This is a genomic window from uncultured Psychrobacter sp., assembly GCF_947500265.1.
GTDB lineage: Bacteria > Pseudomonadota > Gammaproteobacteria > Pseudomonadales > Moraxellaceae > Psychrobacter.
In genome coordinates, this window is the sequence record NZ_CANMRN010000002.1 from 244,608 (window position 1) to 266,349 (window position 21,742).

19 protein-coding genes are annotated in these 21,742 nt (G+C 42.2%); 8 read left to right on the plus strand and 11 right to left on the minus strand.

Annotation, left to right across the window (positions count from 1 at the left end; all coding sequences use genetic code 11):
- Positions 1-11: 11 nt before the first annotated feature.
- Entirely contained in the window at positions 12-662 is a 651-nt protein-coding gene (gene leuD, locus Q0788_RS03615) for a 3-isopropylmalate dehydratase small subunit (RefSeq protein ID WP_057759322.1), read from the minus strand.
- 142 nt (positions 663-804) lie between these two features.
- Positions 805-2,223 carry a 3-isopropylmalate dehydratase large subunit gene (leuC, locus tag Q0788_RS03620; RefSeq protein WP_298807946.1) on the minus strand — a complete coding sequence of 473 codons (1,419 nt, stop codon included), beginning with the start codon at positions 2,221-2,223 and terminating at the stop codon, positions 805-807.
- A 374-nt stretch (positions 2,224-2,597) separates the two neighbouring features.
- On the opposite strand from leuC, the gene Q0788_RS03625 reads away from it, so the two are divergent.
- Together Q0788_RS03625 and putP are read left to right on the plus strand one after the other, a co-directional pair.
- Complete coding sequence (locus Q0788_RS03625; RefSeq protein WP_057759318.1) at positions 2,598-3,470, plus strand: LysR family transcriptional regulator; 873 nt, start codon at positions 2,598-2,600, stop codon at positions 3,468-3,470.
- A 457-nt stretch (positions 3,471-3,927) separates the two neighbouring features.
- Positions 3,928-5,427, plus strand: coding sequence for a sodium/proline symporter PutP (gene putP / locus Q0788_RS03630; protein WP_298807952.1), 1,500 nt, complete (start codon positions 3,928-3,930; stop codon positions 5,425-5,427).
- Between the two features lie 567 nt (positions 5,428-5,994).
- Here the strand turns inward: putP and Q0788_RS03635 are convergent.
- The 3 genes from Q0788_RS03635 to Q0788_RS03645 all read right to left on the minus strand — a co-directional run bounded on the left by Q0788_RS03635 (position 5,995) and on the right by Q0788_RS03645 (position 9,450).
- The gene (locus tag Q0788_RS03635; protein WP_298807953.1) at positions 5,995-7,338 is read right to left on the minus strand and encodes an outer membrane protein transport protein; all 1,344 of its coding nucleotides are present in this window, start codon (positions 7,336-7,338) and stop codon (positions 5,995-5,997) included.
- A gap of 382 nt (positions 7,339-7,720) precedes the next feature.
- Positions 7,721-8,974, minus strand: a complete 1,254-nt coding sequence (locus Q0788_RS03640) for an OmpP1/FadL family transporter (RefSeq protein ID WP_298807954.1) — start codon at positions 8,972-8,974, stop codon at positions 7,721-7,723.
- A gap of 218 nt (positions 8,975-9,192) precedes the next feature.
- Entirely contained in the window at positions 9,193-9,450 is a 258-nt protein-coding gene (locus Q0788_RS03645) for a SlyX family protein (protein WP_298807955.1), read from the minus strand.
- 226 nt (positions 9,451-9,676) lie between these two features.
- Here Q0788_RS03645 and Q0788_RS03650 point away from each other — a divergent pair, with 226 nt between their 5' ends.
- The 6 genes from Q0788_RS03650 to Q0788_RS03675 all read left to right on the plus strand — a co-directional run bounded on the left by Q0788_RS03650 (position 9,677) and on the right by Q0788_RS03675 (position 16,051).
- Positions 9,677-11,620: an ATP-binding cassette domain-containing protein gene (locus Q0788_RS03650; protein ID WP_298807956.1), complete on the plus strand. Its 1,944-nt coding sequence runs from the start codon at positions 9,677-9,679 to the stop codon at positions 11,618-11,620.
- 521 nt (positions 11,621-12,141) lie between these two features.
- Complete coding sequence (gene petA, locus Q0788_RS03655; RefSeq protein WP_057759305.1) at positions 12,142-12,726, plus strand: ubiquinol-cytochrome c reductase iron-sulfur subunit; 585 nt, start codon at positions 12,142-12,144, stop codon at positions 12,724-12,726.
- Positions 12,727-12,748: 22 nt separating this feature from the next.
- Positions 12,749-13,954 carry a cytochrome bc complex cytochrome b subunit gene (locus Q0788_RS03660; RefSeq protein ID WP_178379291.1) on the plus strand — a complete coding sequence of 402 codons (1,206 nt, stop codon included), beginning with the start codon at positions 12,749-12,751 and terminating at the stop codon, positions 13,952-13,954.
- Positions 13,954-14,670, plus strand: a complete 717-nt coding sequence (locus Q0788_RS03665) for a cytochrome c1 (protein ID WP_298807958.1) — start codon at positions 13,954-13,956, stop codon at positions 14,668-14,670. Before Q0788_RS03660 ends, Q0788_RS03665 begins: the two co-directional genes overlap by 1 nt.
- Positions 14,671-14,866: 196 nt before the next feature.
- The gene (locus tag Q0788_RS03670; protein ID WP_057759299.1) at positions 14,867-15,481 is read left to right on the plus strand and encodes a glutathione S-transferase N-terminal domain-containing protein; all 615 of its coding nucleotides are present in this window, start codon (positions 14,867-14,869) and stop codon (positions 15,479-15,481) included.
- A 132-nt stretch (positions 15,482-15,613) separates the two neighbouring features.
- Complete coding sequence (locus Q0788_RS03675) at positions 15,614-16,051, plus strand: ClpXP protease specificity-enhancing factor (protein WP_298807960.1); 438 nt, start codon at positions 15,614-15,616, stop codon at positions 16,049-16,051.
- A 147-nt stretch (positions 16,052-16,198) separates the two neighbouring features.
- Here Q0788_RS03675 and dcd read toward each other — a convergent pair whose 3' ends face one another.
- From dcd to Q0788_RS03705, 6 genes are all read right to left on the minus strand, one after another.
- The gene (gene dcd, locus Q0788_RS03680; RefSeq protein ID WP_010199897.1) at positions 16,199-16,774 is read right to left on the minus strand and encodes a dCTP deaminase; all 576 of its coding nucleotides are present in this window, start codon (positions 16,772-16,774) and stop codon (positions 16,199-16,201) included.
- Positions 16,775-16,928: 154 nt separating this feature from the next.
- Positions 16,929-18,089 (minus strand): DUF2804 domain-containing protein, encoded by a 1,161-nt coding sequence (locus Q0788_RS03685; protein ID WP_298807966.1) that lies wholly within the window; start codon positions 18,087-18,089, stop codon positions 16,929-16,931.
- Positions 18,090-18,101: 12 nt separating this feature from the next.
- Entirely contained in the window at positions 18,102-18,539 is a 438-nt protein-coding gene (locus Q0788_RS03690) for a hypothetical protein (RefSeq protein ID WP_298807968.1), read from the minus strand.
- 64 nt (positions 18,540-18,603) lie between these two features.
- A complete protein-coding gene (gene apbC, locus Q0788_RS03695; RefSeq protein ID WP_298807970.1) occupies positions 18,604-19,839 on the minus strand; it encodes an iron-sulfur cluster carrier protein ApbC in 1,236 nt (411 codons plus the stop codon).
- Between the two features lie 196 nt (positions 19,840-20,035).
- Positions 20,036-20,836 (minus strand): 3-hydroxybutyrate dehydrogenase, encoded by an 801-nt coding sequence (locus Q0788_RS03700; protein ID WP_298807972.1) that lies wholly within the window; start codon positions 20,834-20,836, stop codon positions 20,036-20,038.
- A 141-nt stretch (positions 20,837-20,977) separates the two neighbouring features.
- The gene (locus tag Q0788_RS03705) at positions 20,978-21,607 is read right to left on the minus strand and encodes a 3-oxoacid CoA-transferase subunit B (protein WP_298807973.1); all 630 of its coding nucleotides are present in this window, start codon (positions 21,605-21,607) and stop codon (positions 20,978-20,980) included.
- Positions 21,608-21,742: the final 135 nt, after the last annotated feature.

Below are 21,742 nucleotides of genomic sequence, written 5' to 3' on the forward strand. Positions count from 1 at the left end.
AGAATGACCTTCTACGCTCGTACGTCGTTAAATATCCACGGTGTTTTTTGCATCATTTGTTGCTCATAATCTTTGATAGCATCACTTTGTTGCAAAGTTAGACCAATATCATCCAGTCCGTTTAACAAGCAATGTTTACGAAAAGCATCTACTTCAAAGGCATATTCTTCGCCAGTTGGTGTAATAACGACTTGACGCTCAAGATCGGCGGTCAACTCATAGCCTTCGTTATCAAAAGTCGCCTTCATTAACGTATCTACAATCGCTTCATCCAACACAATCGGCAACATACCGTTTTTAAAGCAATTATTGTAAAATATATCTGCAAAACTTGGCGCAATTACCGTACGGAAACCATACTCTGATAACGCCCAAGGTGCATGCTCACGACTAGAGCCACAACCAAAGTTTCTACGTGCTAGCAAGATAGTAGCACCTTGATAACGTGGTTTATTCAATACAAAGTCTGGATTGATAACTCGTGTACTGTTGTCTTGACCAGGATAGCCTTCGTCAAGATAGCGCCAATCGTCAAATAGATTCACGCCAAAACCTGTACGTTTAATAGACTTTAAAAACTGTTTTGCGATAATTTGGTCGGTATCGACATTTGCGCGATCTAACGGGCAAACAATACCTGTTTGGGTGTTATAAGCTTGCATAAAATTTCCTATCAATTATATTTTTGCTGGCTGATGATTTTGATAAGTGTATTAAACAGTAAATAAGTTTTTACCATCTTTGACAGCATGCTCATATATTTATCGTTCATACAAGCATGATGTCAGCTACTTATTATCAGACTTAAAACGTACGGACGTCTACAAAATGACCTGCCAACGCGGCGGCAGCTGCCATTGCTGGGCTTACCAAATGCGTACGACCACCATTACCCTGACGACCTTCAAAATTACGATTAGACGTTGAGGCACAGTGCTCTTGCGGCTCAAGCTTGTCTGCATTCATCGCAAGACACATCGAGCAGCCCGGCTCACGCCATTCAAAACCAGCTTCGGTAAATAACGTATCCAAGCCTTCAGCTTCTGCTTGCAACTTCACCTGTCCAGAACCTGCAACAACGATCGCTTCTTTTACGTTATCAGCAACTTTGCGACCTTTGATTACCGCTGCTGCATCACGTAAATCTTCGATACGTGAATTGGTACATGAACCGATAAATATACGGTCAAGTTGGATATCCGTAATTTTTTGACCTGCTTCTAGCCCCATATAAGTATAAGCGCGTAACCAGCCTTCTTCTTGGGCCTCATCAATGGCTTGATCTGGTGTCGGTACAGATTGAGTGATATCTACCACCATCTCAGGCGATGTACCCCAAGATACTTGCGGTGCGATCTGACTACCGTCGATTTCTACCACAGTATCGAATATCGCGTCATCATCTGAATATAGTGTGCGCCAGTAGGCTTCCGCTTGTTCCCATTGTGCTTCGCTTGGCGCATATGGACGACCTTTGACATAATCAATTGTCGTGTCATCGACCGCAACCATACCAACACGTGCACCTGCTTCAATCGCCATGTTACAGACGGTCATGCGACCCTCCATACTCATGTCTTCGAATACTTGACCTGCAAACTCAATCGCGTGTCCTGTTCCACCTGCTGTACCAATCTTTGCAATAATAGCTAACACCACATCTTTTGAAGTGACGCCAGCACCAAGTTGACCAGTGACACGGATTTGCATATTTTTTGATTTCTTTTGAATCAAACACTGCGTTGCCAATACATGCTCAACTTCGGAGGTTCCGATACCATGAGCCAAACAGCCAAGTGCCCCATGAGTCGCTGTATGCGAGTCACCGCAAACAACCGTCATACCTGGCAAGACCAAACCTTGCTCAGGACCGACCACGTGCAAAATTCCTTGACGCGCATCATTGATAGTAAATTCAGCAATATCAAACTTGGTGCAATTATCGTCTAAGGTGACAACCTGCAAGCGTGATACCTTGTCTTTAATCCCCGGTACCCCTTCTAGGCGCTCTTTAGTGACGGTCGGCACATTATGATCTGGACTGGCAATGTTGGCCGATAAACGCCATGGCGCTCTATTTGCCAACTCCAACCCTTCAAATGCTTGTGGACTCGTCACTTCGTGCAACAGGTGGCGGTCGATATAAATCAGGCTCGAACCATCGTCGCGCTTAGTGACTTCGTGAGCGTTCCAAAGTTTGTCATATAACGTTTGACCAGCCATGTTGCTATCCTTTATAGGTTACTAATTACTTAATTTTTACTTGCTTGCACACTGCCAAGCTAAGATTCTATGTAAATGCTATGTCTATCTATAATGTTTAATAATTACGGTCGTATCTAAGATTTAAATATTATTTCTTTATTAGACCCAACATATGACTAAAATTAACGCTTAAAATACGTTTTAAAAGGCAAATAGCCAATTTTTTAGAATAAATATGTCACAATACGCCTCGATGTCTTGTGATTATAGCAGGCAAATCCTATAATAATAATTGATGATTTTTAACCAGACGCAAACTTTTATTTCTAATACGTTGTGATTGGGTCAGCCAACTTTTATTTATAGCTCATAAAGTAGCTAAGGACATTCGTTTGAACACCACAAACTTGACGACATTCGTTACCGTTATGCACACTGGCAGTATTTCAGGCGCCGCAGAAAAACTGTTTATCACGCAGCCTGCTGTCAGTAAACGTATCAAAAACTTAGAAGACGAGTTTAACATTACCTTGTTTGATACGGTAGGACGTGGAATTGTACCTACTCAAGCTGCTAGTGAAATGCTACCTCATGCCAAGCGTTGGCTAGAAGACTATGAAAATTTTAAAATCAACTTGCAGCATTCTCAGCACATTGTCTCTGGCAAGTTAGTCATTGGTACTAGCCATCATATTGGCCTACATCATTTAGCACCTGTCCTCAAACACTTCATTCAAGCTTATCCAGCTGTTCAGTTAGAAGTACATTTCGTAGATTCTGAAAAAGCGCATAAAGCAGTATTAGATGGTGATTTATCTTTAGCCTTTGTTACGCTTCCACCTGTCTACGATAAGCGACTAACCTACCATACGCTATGGTCAGATCCTCTTTATTTCATGACTGGTACGCTATCAGCGTTGGCAACCAAATCAAATGTCACTTTAGAGCAGTTGGCCCGATATCCTGCTATTCTCCCGTCTGCCAATACCTTTACCAGTCAGATTACTTTGGCCGAATTTGCCAAGCACAATCTAAAGCCTTATGCCACGATGAGCACCAACCCGCTTGAGTCTATTCGTATGCTAGTATCTGTCGGTCTTGGCTGGTCAGTACTGCCTCAAACGATGGTCAGCCAAGATTTGGAACGTATTGATATGGCAGACAATATTGAGCTACAGCGTTATCTAGGTGTAGTCATTAATCCAAAGCTTACGCAATCTAGCAGTGTTACCGCACTCTTAGACTTACTGGCTCCCATTGAATAAACATCGCTAGATATAATATATATCAATTCAACCTATTCGCATTTGTATCTCTCATGCGTTATAATACGCTTGACGTTGTTTGTATAACAAAAATTTACCACAAGGACACTGATAGTCATATATTGAATACTTCTAGTAAGATATGATGGTTAACAGTAGGTTTAATGGTTTTGGTTGATTGTGTAGGTTGCTAATACTCATATACAAATAGCAGATGCGAGCAATAACAATAGATAAGTGGAATGCGAAATTCCCATTGTTCTCTATCTCTATATGAGTGCTAGCCATAGAACGACATCAATCATATATAACTACAGAAGATACTGAAAAAAGCCATTATGTCTTAATTAATGGCTTTTTTTGTCTTTAAATATTGTTTTGGACATCGCCTTGTAGGACAGAACTTTTATAGTTAAAAAATAATTACAGCCAACCATGTTGGTTAAGGACAATTTATATGAACGGAGTTTCTAGTGGCGTGCTGATATCACTCGGCGCCTATTTCTTAGTGATGATTGGGATTGGCGTTTACGCTTATTTTAAGCAAGCCAATGATACTGAAGGCTATATGTTAGGGGGTCGTAACTTAGGCCCAGCAGTAACCGCACTTTCTGCAGGTGCATCAGATATGTCAGGTTGGTTACTACTTGGCTTGCCTGGTTATATGTTTGCCGATGGTGTGGTCAGTATTTGGATCGCGCTTGGTTTGACATTAGGTGCATTATTAAACTATCTCATCGTAGCACCTCGCCTTCGTGTTTATACCGAAGTGGCTGACAACGCTATCACCCTACCCGATTATTTTGCCAACCGCTTTGAAGACAAGTCGCACATGCTACGCGTCATCTCAGCCGTGGTCATCATTCTATTCTTTACCGTCTATACCGCTGCAAGTCTTGTAGGTGGTGGTAAACTCTTCGAAAGCTCACTTAACCTCTCATATAGCACTGGCTTATGGGTTACTGCTGGTGTGGTTGTGGCTTATACGCTATTCGGTGGTTTCTTAGCAGTATCTATGACCGATTTCGTACAGGGTGTCATCATGCTGTTTGCCATGGTAATCGTACCTGTCGTTGCCTTTACTGATCTTGGTGGTATTTCAGCCACGACAGAAGCGGTTAGAAACATCGATCCAACCCTTTTAGACGTTACTAGCGGTATGAGTGTCATCGGTATTATTTCATTAATGGCATGGGGCTTAGGTTACTTTGGCCAGCCACATATTATTGTACGTTTCATGGCGATTCGCTCAGTGAGAGATGTACCAACCGCACGTAATATCGGTATGAGCTGGATGGTTGTGAGTCTTATTGGTTCACTAATGACTGGTTTTGCTGGTCGTGCCTACGTACAAAAAACTGCGATGACGCTAGACGATCCTGAGACTATCTTCTTAGTATTCACTCAGTTCTTGTTCCATCCATTGGTTTCAGGTTTCCTATTAGCAGCTATTTTAGCGGCAATTATGAGTACTATTTCATCACAGCTATTGGTTGTATCAAGCTCTCTAACCAAAGATGTATACAAACTATTCTTTGATAAAGATGCACCAGAAGCTCGTCAGGTATTAGTTGGTCGTGTCTCTGTCGTAGTGGTTGCGCTAGTATCTATCATGCTTGCTTCTAATCCAGATAGCTCAGTATTGAACCTAGTTTCTAACGCATGGGCAGGATTTGGTGCTGCGTTTGGTCCATTGGTTATTTTCAGTCTGACATGGCGTGGTATGAACCGTAATGGTGCTGTTGCTGGTATGGTTGTTGGTGCTTTGACTGTTATCCTATGGATTTATGGTCCTTTCCAAGTAGATGGTATGGCACTAAATAGCTGGTTATACGCTATCGTTCCAGGCTTTATCTTAAGTACTATCGCTATCTTTGCTGTTAGTATCATGACTGGTGGCCCAAGACCTTCAGTTTCTGCTAAGTACAAAGAGATGGAGCTAAACTTAAACAAATAAGTTTACGTAAAATCTTAAGATTATTGTTATAAAAAACCTCGTCATTATTGGCGAGGTTTTTTTATGAGTAACGATTTATTACATTTAACCTACTACAGTATCAACCCAAGAGAACTTATGACCAATGAGACAGTAGTATGGATAGCCCTGTGATGGGTATATTAAGCTAGATTGCCCTAGCCTATTTGACAATCTAACTGCTACCCACCCTTGAATGGTGGACCTTTATTAGGACAACTACCTCTATTTAGCACCGTATTTGGCTACCTGTTTATACATCGTTATATACCTCAGGTGTGCTATGTTATTAGCAACTTACTTACTAAATATTCGATAAGATATAAGTACGTATCTGCTCTTGATCTGAAGGATGTGCGTTATACATGGATACGAAGCTAAACTAAGCAAATAAAATATAACCCTGCTATATAAATTAGTACTATGTAGATAATCTTTGCTATTCTACCTATACTTGAGAACTAACAATCAAATATTTAATAGAACGTTCACAAAAAAAGCGACCCATCATAGGTCGCTTTTTTAATACATAATAATTATTAAACCAAATTATCTTGCCTGATAAGAAATCTTTACACCAGCAATAAAGCCATCATTGTCTTCAAAATCAGCAACGATTTTGTCCGTTGGTAGAGCACCTTGAGCATCACCGAACCATAAGTATTTGCCACCGGCAGATACCGCCCAGTTCTCAGTGACGTTGTATTTGGCCCCAAGACCAACACTATAGTAACCGTCAACAGGACCTAAAGATGTTGTCGGATCACCAGCACCACTGTCCCAACCAACAGTACCGCTGATCGCAAGTGCTGGTGCGACACGCTTGGCAAGACCAAGCTCTACTTGCCACTGATCATCATCATATTCAACCAAATTCAATCCATCATCACCGTAACGACCACTGGCTTGACTAGCCTCATTATATAAAGGCGGAGTCAAGACAAAATCACCCCATGGTACCCAACGTACTTTTGCAGTTGCTAAAGTCGTTGGGTTAATACCTGTTTGGAAGTCGAAGTTGACTGATTTAGGTGTGGTGACTTCAATTTTCCCAGTTCGAGACGTTGGAAGAGCTCCCCCACTTAATAATCCAGCTAAAGGATAAGACTCAAATGTATCAGCATCATGATCAATCTCAGAGCGATATGTTAATGCTGCCTTTAACGCAATTTCAGGCTTACTATAAGCAATACCTGCAATATAACCATAATCCATATCAGGATTCATATGTGAGGTATAGCCAGTAGCTAGACCATAAGCTAGACCTCGTAATTTTGTATCGGATTGAATACGCTGTGCAACAGGCCCACCGTACACTTGAAAGTTCTTATTAGCACCAAACTTCATACCAAGGATAGCTGTTAAACTTTCGCTACGAACTTCAACTTGTGTATTTTCTCCTGCAGTACTGTTTTCGGCACCTATTATAGCTGGTTCTAGTGCTGCTGTCGTAGCACCATCTACAGGATTGTTAGGTGCAGGATCATTTGCGAACTCCCCTGCTGAATCAGCTGGATTAGTGTTTGCAACAAAATTGTTATCACCTTTATATTCAGCAGAAGCACCAAAAGGCTCATCATATAAGATACCAATACTAAAAGTATCATTTATGTCCGTTTTTACACCGTAACGGAAAAAATCGTAAGATTCGGCAATGTCGCCTGTCTTATTGCCACGTACGTAAGTGTTGTTAAAAGGATCGTTGTTAGAACTATCGTAACCACTTACATCAGCATCGATATAGGTATAAACGGCTTCAGCGTAAGTGCCATCTTGGAAAAAAGCGGTAACATCCTGACCTGAACGATCAAGACCAGCAGCATTAGTCATGCTAGCGACAGAGAGAGTAGCGATTGCTACTGCAAGGGTTTTTAAGTGAAAAGTAGTGCGCATTGTGTATCTCCAACGGTCCTTGTTGTATTACTACTTTGATAACCAATATATAGCATTGCTGCGCTTAACATTGAAGTTATCAAAGTCGTGTCCTAAGTTGAATACTAATGCCTTTTTGACACTAAAACAACAATTAAAGTGCTTTATTTCTTAATTATGACTGAACAGTACAAATAAGATATAAATAGAACAATGTCGTTTACTTATTATCTTTAGTATGATTTTGAGATAGCGCCCATAGTCAGAAGATAAACTCTCATTCTTACTTGAAATTTTCAAAATATATTTTCGTTAAAAAATCGTTCACAAAAAAAGCGACCCATAAAGAGTCGCTTTTTTATTAATAACATTTAGAAGTTTTGCTATATAACTAAGATGCAAATTATTGAGCTTGATAAGAAACTTTTACACCAAGTACAAAACCATCATTGCTCTCGAAATCACTAACAATCGTTTTACTTGGAATTTGACCTTCGGCATCACCGAACCATAAATACTTACCACCAGCAGATACTGCCCAGCTTTCGGTTACATTGTATTTGGCACCAAGACCAGCACTATAATAGCCTTCGATAGGTCCTAGTGAAGATACTGGGTTACCTGCACCACTATCCCAACCTACAGTGCCGCTAATGGCAAGAGCTGGTGCTAGACGTTTAGCAAGGCCTAGCTCTACTTGCCACTGGTCTTCATCATAACTAATTAAGTCTAAGCCTTCTGGAGGAATGCCAGAAGCCCCTAGACCCAACAGACTTTTGCTCACACCATTGTATAATGGCGGAGTGATTGCAAAATCAGACCATGGCACCCAACGTATTTTAGCCGTAGCTAATGTCGTAGGATTAATACCGGTTTGAAAATCAAAGTTTACTGATTCAGGCGTAGTGACATCCACAACACCATTTTGACTGGCTGCTGCTGGATTTCTAGCTAGAGCACCTGCAACTGGATATGTCTCAGAGATATCCATAGTATGGTCAATCTCTGAACGATACGTTAATGCTACCTTTAATGCAATTTCAGGCTTGCTATAAGCCACACCTGCGATATAGCCATAATCTTGATCGGCACTGATATGAGTAGTATAGCCATCTGCTGCAGAGTACGCTTGTCCACGCAATCTTACATCTGCTTCTACGCGCTGAGCAACTGGGCCACCGTATACTTGGAAGTTTTTATTTTGACCAAATTTTGCACCAAGGATACCAGTAATGTTTTCTGTACGTACTTCTACATTGGTGCCTTCACCATTCCCAGCAGGCGATAGACCGAAGCCAGTCAATACCGCATTGTCTCCATTATCTACAAAATTATTATCACCACTATAATCAGCGGCAGCACCAAAAGGCTCGTCATACAACACGCCAATGCTGAAAGTTTCATTGATATCTGTTTTTACACCATAACGGAAAAAGTCATAAGACTCTGCGATATCATCGATTTTATTACCTGATGTATCTTTACCAGTAACGTCAGCATCGATATAAGTGTAGACAGCTTCTGCATAAGTGCCGTCTTGTAGGAATGCGGTGATATCTTGGCCTGAGCGATCAAGACCAGCAGCACTAGCGACGCTAGCAACAGAAAGAGTAGCAATAGCTACTGCAAGAGTTTTTAAATGAAAGGTGTGGCGCATTTTATATCTCCAAACATCCGCATTGTTTTACTGTTTACCAAGTATTGATAGGTAATCAGCATCCGAGGTGGAAGATAGTAAAGATTTTTTAACACTAAAACAACTACAAAAACACATTATTTCTATGTTATGACCACATAGTCATCAGACAGTATCTATATATAAAAATACGTATATATTTTCTGTTATTAGAAGCTTTTCTCTCTAAGTTCTACTTATTAATAATGTGGTGGTCTGTCTGCCAGTACATCAAATGGTGCAATACCACTTTCCGTATCCTGACCCTCAATCTGTTTATAAATAAGCTGTAGTTGACGTTGCAGTGTATGAATATCTTTGTCTTGTCGCGTGATTACGTCATCCAGTCGTTCGACGGTTACTTCAAGGTGCGCGAGGCTCATTTGCAGATCGACTACTTGGGCTTGCAAATCATTTTGAATATCAGAAGTATCGTCTGTAGTTTTAGGTTGGTTCATATTTTTCTCTAAATTATAGTAAATATTAGATTGAAAGGAGTTTGAAGAGTACTATAGATTAGCGATAAATCTATAATCATAGTCATTAAATAGCAGCAGTTAGTAAAAACAATAAATAGTACTGTTAAAACTATTTACTCGCACTACAGTGACGCGGTGGCATGTTATACTGCAGGCAATTTTGCAACAACCCCTACCTCACTATTATATAAGCTTAAGATACTCTATGGCACTGATTCATTTAAAAGACATTCACTTAGCCTTTGGCGTCGCGCCTGTTCTTGATGGTGTTGATTTTTCTATCAATACAGGCGAGCGTGTGTGCTTGATTGGCCGAAACGGCGAAGGTAAATCTACTTTGTTTAAACTGATCAATGGCTCATTGCAGCCTGACAGTGGCGAGATTATTACCAACAGTAGCATGCGTGTAGCGATGCTAGAGCAAGACGTTCCTGAGACTAGCGGTCGCATATTAGACATCGTTATGGGCGGCAGTCGTCGCACGGCTGATTTGCTCATTAACTATAACAAGCAAGTCGATATGTGCGCGAATGGCGATATGGATGCCTGTGAGCACATGGCGACCCTACAGCATGATATCGATGCGGTGCATGGTTGGGACTTGGAGCGCGATGCCATGCGTCTGATTACGACCATGGGCCTTAATCCAGAAGACGACTTATCATCACTATCTGGTGGTCGTAAGCGTCGCGTGTTACTTGCTCGTGCGCTAGTTACCAAGCCTGATGTGCTACTCCTAGATGAGCCAACCAACCATTTGGATGTCGAAAGTATCGAATGGTTAGAGCGCTTTTTGCTTGACTGGCAAGGCTTGACGTTGTTGTTCGTGACTCATGATAGAGCTTTCGTAAATAAACTTTCGACTCGCATTATTGAGCTTGACCGTGGCCAATTGACCAGCTACGACGTAACACAAGGCGAAGGTGGCTACGCACGCTACCAAGAGCTAAAAGAACTACAGTTGCAGGCTGAAGAAAAGAACAATGCCAACTTTGATAAAAAACTGGCACAAGAAGAAGTTTGGATTCGCCAAGGTATCAAAGCACGTCGCACTCGTAACGAAGGCCGTGTACGTGAACTAAAAGCCTTACGTGAAGAGCGTAGCGATCGCCGTGAGCAAGTAGGCAATGTAAACATCACCATGGGTCAAGGCGAGAAAAGCGGTAAGCTTGTCTGTAAAGTTAAAAACTTACATCTTGAATATGACGGCAACGTCTTGGTAGATGATTTTACGACTACTATTATGCGTGGCGATAAGATTGGTATTGTCGGTCCTAATGGTGCGGGTAAAACTACGCTTATTAAAGCCCTACTCGACATGTCTGATGACGAAGTCACTAAGTCGGGTAGTGTCGAATTAGGAACTAATTTAAAAATCGCCTTTTTTGATCAGCTGCGTGATCAGTTAGATCTTGAGGCGAGCGTTGCGCAAAACGTTTCGGAAGGTTCTGACTTTGTCGAAGTTGGTGGCCGTAAGACGCACATCATGAGCTACTTGCAAGACTTCTTATTTGCCCCAGAGCGCGCACGTACACCTGTCAAAGCACTGTCTGGTGGTGAGCGTAACCGAGTACTACTGGCCAAGCAGTTATTGAAACCTGCCAATATTTTGGTACTCGATGAGCCGACCAACGATTTAGACATGGCAACACTTGAGCTATTAGAAGAGTCAGTCGCCAGCTTTGGTGGTACGATTTTGCTAATCAGTCATGATCGTTCATTCATGGATAACGTCGTTACCTCTACGTGGGTATTTGGCGAAGATGAAGATGGTAAAGGCACTGTTAGTGAGTATGTAGGTGGTTATCAAGAGTACCTCGTACAAAAGAACCGTGAAGAAGCATCCCGTGCTGCCAAAGCACCTGCCAACAATGCAGCAAGCAGTAAAGCGACAAACAAGTCTGGCACAGCAGCGAAACCAAATAAGGCAGCCAAAAAGCTAAATTATAATGATCAACGTGAACTGGATAACTTGCCAAAAGAAATCGCTGCACTCGAAGCCGAACAAATTCAATTGCAAGAAAAGTTGGCCGATGGATCTTGGTTCAATACTGACTTTGATGCGGCGACAGCTGCTAGTGAGCGTCTCCTAACCATCGAAGATGAGATGATGCACAAGCTTGAACGTTGGAGTGAGCTTGAAGGCTAGTATTGGCAATTCTCTAGCTGAGTTTATTGGAATATCACATGTGCACTGTGCATTGCGTATTTTGATGAACAAGTTTCTGATAGCCTGACAAAACATTATTAATTATTATGAAGACATCACCACTTTATTATGTAGAGTGGTGATATTTGTTTTACAGCAACTTACAAAGTAGTTAGATGGTGAAAGTTAGTGAACATTACCTTAATTTCAAGTATCATTCGCTATTGCTGAAAATCCTTATTATTTATAAGGTCATCACATCATAATCCTTGTTAAAGCAAAGTTAGCGTTAAACGTTGATAATCCAACTGTTTTGGTTTGATTGTCATATTCAACCTTCTAATATGTCCTATTGAGGTTGCTTTATTTTTAACGCAATAATTTATTTTATCACCGAAATAGCTTAGAATAGCAACAATTAGCAAAATTAGGCACAGCTAAAGTGGCTTGATATTGTATATTTTCTAAGCCACAAACCCAGTGTGGGATAATCCCATTTCATTCACCTGGAGGAAGTATTAATGAGCCAAGCCGAAGGCGTTAATGTACAACGCCGTAGAGTTCTTATTGCCTCAACTGCCGCGATTGGTGCAGCTGGGGTAGCTGCCGTGGCGACACCTTTTGTCCGTTCTTGGTACCCAAGCGCTAAAGCTGAGGCTGCAGGGGCTGCAGTGACCCAAGATATTGGTTCTATCGAAGATGGACAAATGATCGTCGTCAAGTACCGTGGTAAACCTATTTATGTGGTTAAGCGCACCGAAGACATGGTTGCAGGACTAGAGTCAGTCAAACCTCTATTATCTGATCCTGAGTCTGATGCGTCTCTACAACCTGAATATTGCAAAAATCCTACTCGCTCTTTAGATCCAACCGTATTGGTTGTCGAAGGCGTTTGCACACATTTGGGCTGTGCACCAAACTACCGTCCTGATGTGGGCGCGGTAGATTTAGGTGGTAATGATTGGTACGGCGGATTTTTCTGTCCGTGTCACGGGTCAAAATATGACTTAGCAGGTCGCGTATATAGTGGCGTTCCTGCACCACTTAATTTACCCGTTCCAGAATATGGTATGGATGGTACCATCTTGACGGTTGGGGAGGCTTAATATGAGTATGGGTAAAAAGTTAATGCATTGGGTGGACGCGCGTTTTCCAGCGACCGAAACCTATGAATACCATATGTCAAAGTACTACGCACCAAAGAACTTTAACTTCTGGTACTTCTTTGGCGTGCTATCAATGATTGTATTGGTCAACCAATTGGTGACTGGTATATGGCTTACGATGATGTACAACCCAAGTGCCGAAGGGGCATTTGCGTCTGTTGAATACATCATGCGTGACGTAAAAGGTGGTTGGCTCATTCGCTATATGCACTCAACCGGCGCATCTGCGTTTTTCGTCGTTGTATACCTGCATATGTTTAGAGCCTTGTTATACGGTTCATACCAAAAACCTCGTGAGCTTATCTGGCTCATCGGTATGGGTATCTACCTAGCACTTATGGCAGAAGGTTTCTTCGGTTACCTACTACCTTGGGGCAACATGTCATTCTGGGGTGCACAGGTTATCTTGAACTTACCTGCAGCGCTGCCTGTTATTGGTGATGGCCTTGCTGAATGGGTACGTGGTGACTATATCATCTCTGGTATTACTCTAAACCGTTTCTTTGCTCTACACGTTGTTGCTATTCCATTAGTACTCGTGGGCCTAGTATTTATGCATATTGTGGCGTTGCACCATGTGGGTTCAAACAACCCTGATGGCATCGACATCAAAAAGCTAAAAGACAAAAATGGTGTGCCTTTAGACGGTATCGAATTCCATCCGTACTACACTGTGCATGACATGGTTGGTATCGTAGTATTCTTTATCTGTTTCTTTGCAGTGGTATTCTTCTTCCCAGAAGGCGGCGGTTTCTTCCTTGAGCCACCAAACTTTGAGACAGCGAACTCACTGAAAACACCAGCGCATATTGCACCAGTATGGTACTACACGCCTTTCTACGCTATCTTGCGTGCTGTTCCTGATAAGCTTGGTGGTGTTATCGCAATGGGTGCTGCAATTGCTGTATTGTTCTTGATTCCATGGCTTGATAGATCGCCTGTACGCTCTATGCGTTACAAAGGTATCTTGTCTAAAATCGCGCTTACTGTATTTGCTATTAGCTTTGTTGTATTGGGCTACTTGGGTGCGACGCCTGCTACCCCAACGGCAACTATCATGGCTCGTGTATTCACGATTCTATATTTCTTGTTCTTCTTACTGATGCCGTTCTACACTGCCATCGAGAAGTGTAAACAGCCACCAGAACGCGTTACCGGAGGTCACTAATGAGCACGCTAATTAAATCCCTAGCTGGTCTAGGCTTAGGCGCGGCATTGACGTTGACTGCTGGTACGGCAATGGCGGCTGGGGGTCACGGATGTGGCACGTTTACTAACGCTGAAGGTGTTGAAGAGCATTTGGCTTGTAGTACTGCTCCTATTGATTTTACCAATAAGGGCTCGCTACAAAACGGTGCAAAAATCTTTATGAACTACTGTGCTGGGTGTCACTCAGCCAAGTACGTTCGTCACTCACGCATTGCCAAAGATTTAGAGATACCGCCTGAGCTGGTTGAAAAGTATTTGATGGTTACTACCGATCAAATCGGTGACCACATTACTGCTGAAATCGATCCTGAGATTCAAGCATCTTGGTTTGGCGCAGCGCCTCCTGATTTATCACTTGAGACACGTCTGCGTGGCGACGACTGGGTATATACTTACCTACTGTCGTTCTATGAAGATCCAAGCCGTCCTTGGGGCGCGAATAACTTAGTACTGGCCAATGCAGCGATGCCTCATGTATTGCATAACATGCAAGAAGAGTTGAGCCAAGAAGAGTTTGAATCTGAAGTTGGTGACTTGGTTAACTTTATGGCGTGGATGGGTGAACCTGCTCGTCACGACCGTCAAGTAATTGGTTTCTTCGTAATTCTATTCTTATTAGTACTGCTCATCCCAGTTTACTTATTGAATAAAGAATTCTGGAAAGATGTTAAATAAGTCATAGTCAGCAGATAGTTCTGAGAAATAAAAAAGGCACTACTTCGGTAGTGCCTTTTTTGTGCCTTGATATAGAGCATAAATACTAGATATGCCGTAAAATAAGTCGCTCAGCGCTAATGTTTACGTACACTACCTTGATAAACGTTGCGAGTTTGTTTACGATGACAACCTTCACTATTAACATTAGGCTTTCATGATTGATGCGAATGACATTCCAAGTAGTCAGCTAATTTTGTATGCTGATGACGGCTACGACAGTCATGTGGTACGCCTATTACTTGAAGAAAAAAAGCTCGCTTACTATTTGTCTCGCTTACATTCTGAGCGCCCTGAAGATTTGACTGAGCTAAACCCTTATCATACCTTGCCTGTTTTGCAGCAGCGTGAGATTGCGCTTTATGAGATTAACGTCATTTTTGAGTACCTTGAAGAGCGTTATCACACAAACAAATTGCTTCCTGAGACACCGCAAGAGCGTGCACAGTTTCGCCAATTGGCTTGGCGCATTCAGCGTGATTGGTTAGTACTTGGCAAACGTCTGCTGACGCATCCAGATAGCTTTAATAAAGCACAGGCTGCCATTGCCAAAAAACAGCTCAGTGATTCGTTAATTACTCTGTCACCGCTGTTCGCTCATAAGCCTTATTTTATGGCTGATGAGTTTGGCTGGTGTGACGTGTTATTAGCGCCACTATTATGGCGATTAGATGAGATGGGTATTGAGCTGCCACGTGCCATTAGCCGTCCATTGTTTGAATACCAAACGAGAGTGTTTGAGCGTAGTAGCTTCCAAAAAAGCGTGCGTTGATTAGACAAGTATCGAAAGCTGTCCTAAAATAAAGTATAAATAAGATAGATGTTAATTAGCATCTGTCATTTGATAAATTGCTGAACGAGATATTTTTCATTATTAAAAATTATTAGTATAGGAAATCATTAGATGAGCGAAACCACCTCTATTACACCTACCCGTCCTTATATGGTACGCGCACTATATCAATGGATAGAAGACAACGCTCTGACACCATACTTGATGGTCGATGCCACGGCTGACAATGTGCAAATACCAACCGAACATGTGCAAGACGGTCGTATCGTATTAAATATTGCCAGCCGTGCTACGGGTAACATGAGTATGGAAAACGACTATATTCATTTTAGCGCACGCTTCGGTGGTGTATCACAAGAAATCTGGATACCGCTTACTGCTGTGATGGGTATCTATGCTAAAGAGAACTCGCAAGGGATGTTCTTTGATCCAAAAGAGTATGACAACTATCAGCCAGAAGACGATTCAGCGCCAATGTCTAACAACAGCGCTATTAAAACCCCTAAACCAAAGCGCGATAATAAAGCGGGTTTAAAGGTCTTAAAATAAAAATTCTGGAAGTAAATAGAACCGTAGACCAGTTCTATTTAACACAATAAAAAAGCTAGCCATATTTAATATGACTAGCTTTTTTATTAACTATTTAAAGGCTTATTAACTTCTATAACTGATAAGCTCTTTCCAAGCACTTACTGATTAGGTTCTTGGCAACGTCACACCGCGTTGACCTTGGTATTTACCACCGCGATCTTTATAACTGGTCTCACAAACGTCATCAGCATCACTTTGGAAAAATAGCATTTGCGCGACGCCTTCACCAGCATAGATACGGGCTGGTAGATTGGTGGTATTACTAAATTCTAAAGTGACGTGCCCTTCCCACTCTGGCTCAAGCGGTGTCACGTTGACGATAATACCACAGCGCGCATAAGTCGACTTACCTAGGCAAATAGTCAATACATCACGCGGAATACGGAAATACTCCATGGTACGTGCTAGCGCGAATGAGTTTGGTGGAATAATACACTCGTCACCAACGATATCAATAAAACTTTTTTCATCGAAGTTTTTAGGATCAACGACGACTGAATGTACGTTGGTAAAGACTTTAAACTCAGGGGCACAGCGCACGTCATAACCATAGCTTGACGTACCATAGCTCACCAAGCGCTCGCCTGCATCGTTGAAGCGCACTTGACCGGCTTCAAATGGTTCAATCATGCCATGCTCTTCGGCCATTTTACGAATCCAGCGGTCAGACTTGATAGACATTGTTGTTCCTTAGCAAATATTTAATAGCGGTTATGATAACAGTATTTTGATAGCGACGATTATACGGAATTGATGGCAAAATTTATAGAGGAGCGGCTACTTAAAACTGAATACAGCCAATAATCTCATTTATCCCCATCTTATATTTTAGAAGCTACCATTTGGCAAAATGATCTTCTGCGAGCCCCATGACATTATCAAGCCTAATGACTTCATCTCTTATTCGAATTTCACCACTATAAAAACCTATCCATTGCTCAAAGATACTGGCTATCACACCAAAATTATCAGTCTTTTTATAGACGGCAATCGGTGTAAAGCTTAAATCAATATCGACATTGCTCCACCCTAGATTTTGATGATAAATACGCCACGGCTTTGTGGCGCTAGCGTCAGTTTCTACACTTTCTATACTTGTCTTAAGACTGTCTGGCTGACTTGATCGAATATTTGAACCCTCACGAGCAAACATAACGGGTGGCAAATAGAATATCTGCCCATCAAGCCAGCAAGCATTTTCACTGGCTCCTGTCTCATTGACACCCATAGACAGATTGAGCAAAAAGCGACGGCCATCTGACAAATAGCTAGTGATACAGCTCCAAAACCAATTGGTCTCATGACGCATATAGCCGAGCGTCCAATCTAGATTGGCAATAGTGGCATCGGTGAAAGTTATTTTTTGAGGTTGAGCGTCAGGAGCATCAGTATAAAATTTTGACTTGGTTTTAATAAGTAAATGCCCAGATAGTGCGGTCAATGGTTCTTTTTGCGTAAACGTCCAGCCACGCCTACCAGTCGGCGTACATATGGCTAACGGTTGTGCGCTTCGTGCTAACGCTGCCGCTATTGCAACATACTGACTGTCGAGCGCAATAGTCATCTGAGCAGGACTAAAATCTAAGGTGACGCTAAGCTTTGTATGTGTAAATGCCATCTGCCCTTGATAACCATCACCGTCTAAGTGCGTATGATGCGTCAAAGGCTGTAGCGCCTCACAGACTTCCAGCTGCTGCGTATCCTCATTATAAATGTAAACGAAAGCACTAGTCGCAAGCTTAATCGTTGCGAGCGCGAGGCACACTCGATACGGGGGCTGGAGTATCTGAATGAAACAGAATTGGTTGGCTTTTAGTTCTTTACGCCAGTTAGGTAAGGATTTTTGTGAAATGAGATGACTATAATAGTCTAAGTAGTTGATACTTTTGACTTGGGAGAAAACACCAAAAACAGGCTGACCATTTTGGATAAGATATTCGAGATTTGCCAGTTTTAAGTTGGCGGCAATATACGGTTTGTCGTGGCTTTTATTCATGATATCGGCATCCTAGCCAAATTTTTCTAAAGGTACTATCTGTCCTTGATAGCTCACGGTGCTATGTGAAACTCTTCTTTTTGCCTGTACAGCACCCACAAAAAACGCTTCAGTTATCACCTTAACTTCGATATTGGTTAATCCATCTACTAGTGTTTCTGTAACATCTATTGATGCAAGCGCACTCACCCATAAAAAGTGACTTGGAAACTTTTTTAACAGCTCAGCGAGAGCCTTTGTGAATTTGTTAAAATCGGCAATTACCATTCGGCGATTGCTAAAGTCAGCATTAATCTGATAGCGTTTGCTACTGCCATCTTTATAGTAGCAAACGGCAATCAACTGATTGTTTGAGAGTTCAATGATGTATATCGGCGGACGAAATAATCGTACGACTCTATACTGCTTAGGAGTATTGTCTAAATGGCTTTGATAAATAGATAAGTTCAAGATATCCTCTTTTTAGACAATACATTCACTTTAAAAGTCGCCAGCTTAGGCTACTTCTCCAACATCAAAAAATCCGCTTATCATCGACAGGCTTTGCAAATTTATTGATATTGGTTTCGATGTTTTTGGCAATATCTAGGTAATATTGTGCAAACTCATCATCAGCTAAGACGCTTGGCACACCTTTATCAACTTGTGCACGAATGCCACTGGCAAGTGGTAGCTGACCCAATAGCGGTACCTGATATTGCTCAGCGATGAATTCACCGCCACCCGTACCAAAGATCGCTTCGGTATGATTACAGTTGCTACAGGTATGTAGCGCCATGTTTTCAACCACCCCAAGCACAGGAATGTTGGTTTTGTTAAACATCTCAACGCCTTTTTGCGCATCGAGCAAGGCAACATGCTGCGGTGTCGTGACAATGACAGCACCCGTGACAGGAATACGCTGCGCCAATGTCAGCTGTATATCACCCGTACCTGGCGGCATATCAATCACTAAATAGTCTAGCTGCGGCCAGTTAGTTTGATTATATAGCTGCATCAATGCACCCGTGGCTTTTGGTCCACGCCATGCAACCGGCGTATTATCTCCATCGAGCAAGCTACCGATAGAGAGCATTGCCATACCGTGCGCATCAACTGGCACGAACTGCTCGTTTTCTAGTTGCGGCTTCACATCAGCAACGCCTAGCATCGTTGGCATACTAGGACCATAGATATCGGCATCTAGCACACCAACGCGGTTGCCAAGCTTTTGTAGTGCTAAGGCGATATTGACCGTGGTGGTTGATTTACCAACACCGCCCTTACCTGATGCCACAACAATAATATGACGGATACGAGGATGGGCGGCCAATGACGCTTGGGTAGGTGCAGCTTTCGTAATCGGTGGCTCGGCGTTATTACTATTGTCAGAGCTATGACTATCAGGATTAATGGCAGGCTTGCTCTGACTATCCATCGCATTGATCGTCTTTGGCATTTTCTTTGGCAAGCTTGAACCTGAGCCTTTTTCTGGCGCAGGCAGACGCACGTTCATATGAATCGTCGTAATACCATGCGGATGTAGCAACTGCCCGAGCTCCTGTTGTATAACTTCAGGATTGCTATCCTTCGGCAAACGCAGGTCTAAGGTAAGTGCTTCGCCATCACGCTCAAGCCCTGTGACCATCGTGGCAATACTGACAGCACCTATCTCATATCCAAGTAGGACTTTGTCGACGGCGCTATCACGCTCTGCCTGCTGCTGAGGCGTTTCGGTTTTTGTGGTTTTTTTCTTCATAAAGTTAAACATAGCTACTATTATGGCCTATACAAGTGGGTAGATCTGGCAAATCGCTCAAGTTGTCTCATTGCGTATTTTACAACTGATATCGTTAATGAGTATATTAGCCAAACCTTCTATCGTGACAGTGTAGCTGAATTGGAGGCATAAAAAAACCACAACGCCAGTAGGTCTGACGTTGTGGTATAGGCAAATTGTATATATATTAATTCATAAACCAACCATGACTGGCAACGATAGATTGTCCAGTAAACACATTGGTTGGGAAAGCCGCTAAAAATAGCGCCAATTGGGCAATGTCTTTTACTGTCGTAAATTCTTTATCTACGGTATTGACCAGCATAATATCGTTAATAACCGACTCTTCACTGATACCTTTTTCAGCTGCTTGCTCTGGAATTTGTTTTTCGACCAATGGCGTTTTGACAAATCCTGGGCAAATTACATGCGAGCGTACCTTATGCGCGGCACCTTCTTTGGCTAACACACGGCACAGTCCTAGTAGTCCATGCTTAGCAGTCACGTAAGGGGCTTTATATAATGAGGCTTCATGCGAATGAGCAGAACCCATATAAATAACTGTGCCGCCTTTATCGCCTTTATACATGTGCTTAATCGCGGCTTTAGTGGTCAAAAAAGCGCCATCTAAGTGGATGTTAAGCATTTTTTTCCAATCGCTAAACGCCATTTTATCAATAGGATCAATGATCTGAATGCCAGCATTAGAAACCAAAATATCAATACTGCCAAAAGTATCAACTAGCTGTTGTACACCATCGTTTACTGCATCTTCTGAGGTAACGTCCATGGCAATCGCCAGAGCACGTCCACCAGCAGCTTCAATAGCATCAACCGTCTTTTGTGCTGCTTCGAGATTAATATCGGCAATACCAACCGCTGCACCTGCTTTTGCATAAGTTTCAGCGATGTCACGTCCGATACCACTTGCAGAGCCAGTAACCAATGCTACTTTGCCTGTCAAATCTTGTTCTAATTGGGTCGCCATACATATTCCTTATCATGGTCTAAAATATTATTAGTTTTTATAAAACTGAACTGAACAAATACGCCACTATAATCATAGTGGCGTATTTATTTGCGGGATAAAACATATTAATCTTACGACAGTCACTTTACTGTACAAAGTTTACTGAATAATACTTACTGGTGTTTTTTCTTGTAGTTCGTCAAAGCTCACACCATCTGCTAATTCAACCAGTTTTAGTCCTTCATCAGTAACGTCTAATACAGCAAGCTCAGTAACGATACGATCAACCACGCCTTTACCCGTCAATGGTAGCTCACAGTTTGCCAAGATTTTTGGGTCGCCGTGCTTATTGACTTGCTCCATCAATACAATCACACGCTGCACACCTGCGACCAAATCCATCGCCCCGCCCATGCCTTTAACCATCTTCTTGGGAATCATCCAGTTGGCAAGGTCGCCTTTTTCTGAGACTTCCATTGCACCCAATATGGCCAAGTTGACATGACCGCCACGAATCATTGAAAAAGACTCTGAGCTACTAAAATAGCTAGCACCAGCTTCTGCGGTTACTGTTTGCTTGCCCGCATTAATCAAGTCCGCATCTACGTTTTCTGCTGTAGGGAACTCACCAATACCTAGCAAGCCATTCTCTGATTGTAGCCATACGTCCACGCCTTCAGGAATGTAGTTGGCGACCAACGTTGGTAGACCGATGCCTAGGTTCACATAGTAGCCATCTTGTAGCTCTTTTGCAGCGCGTTGCGCCATTTGCTCTCTTGTCCATGCCATGCTGATTTCCTTATTTTTTTACGATATTCTATTTTTATTCATTTAGACAGCCAGTTATTTAATCGATTGGCTGTCTAAACTATTATCCATCTAAAATTAACTGTTGATTTCACGTACGATTAAGCGTCAACCACG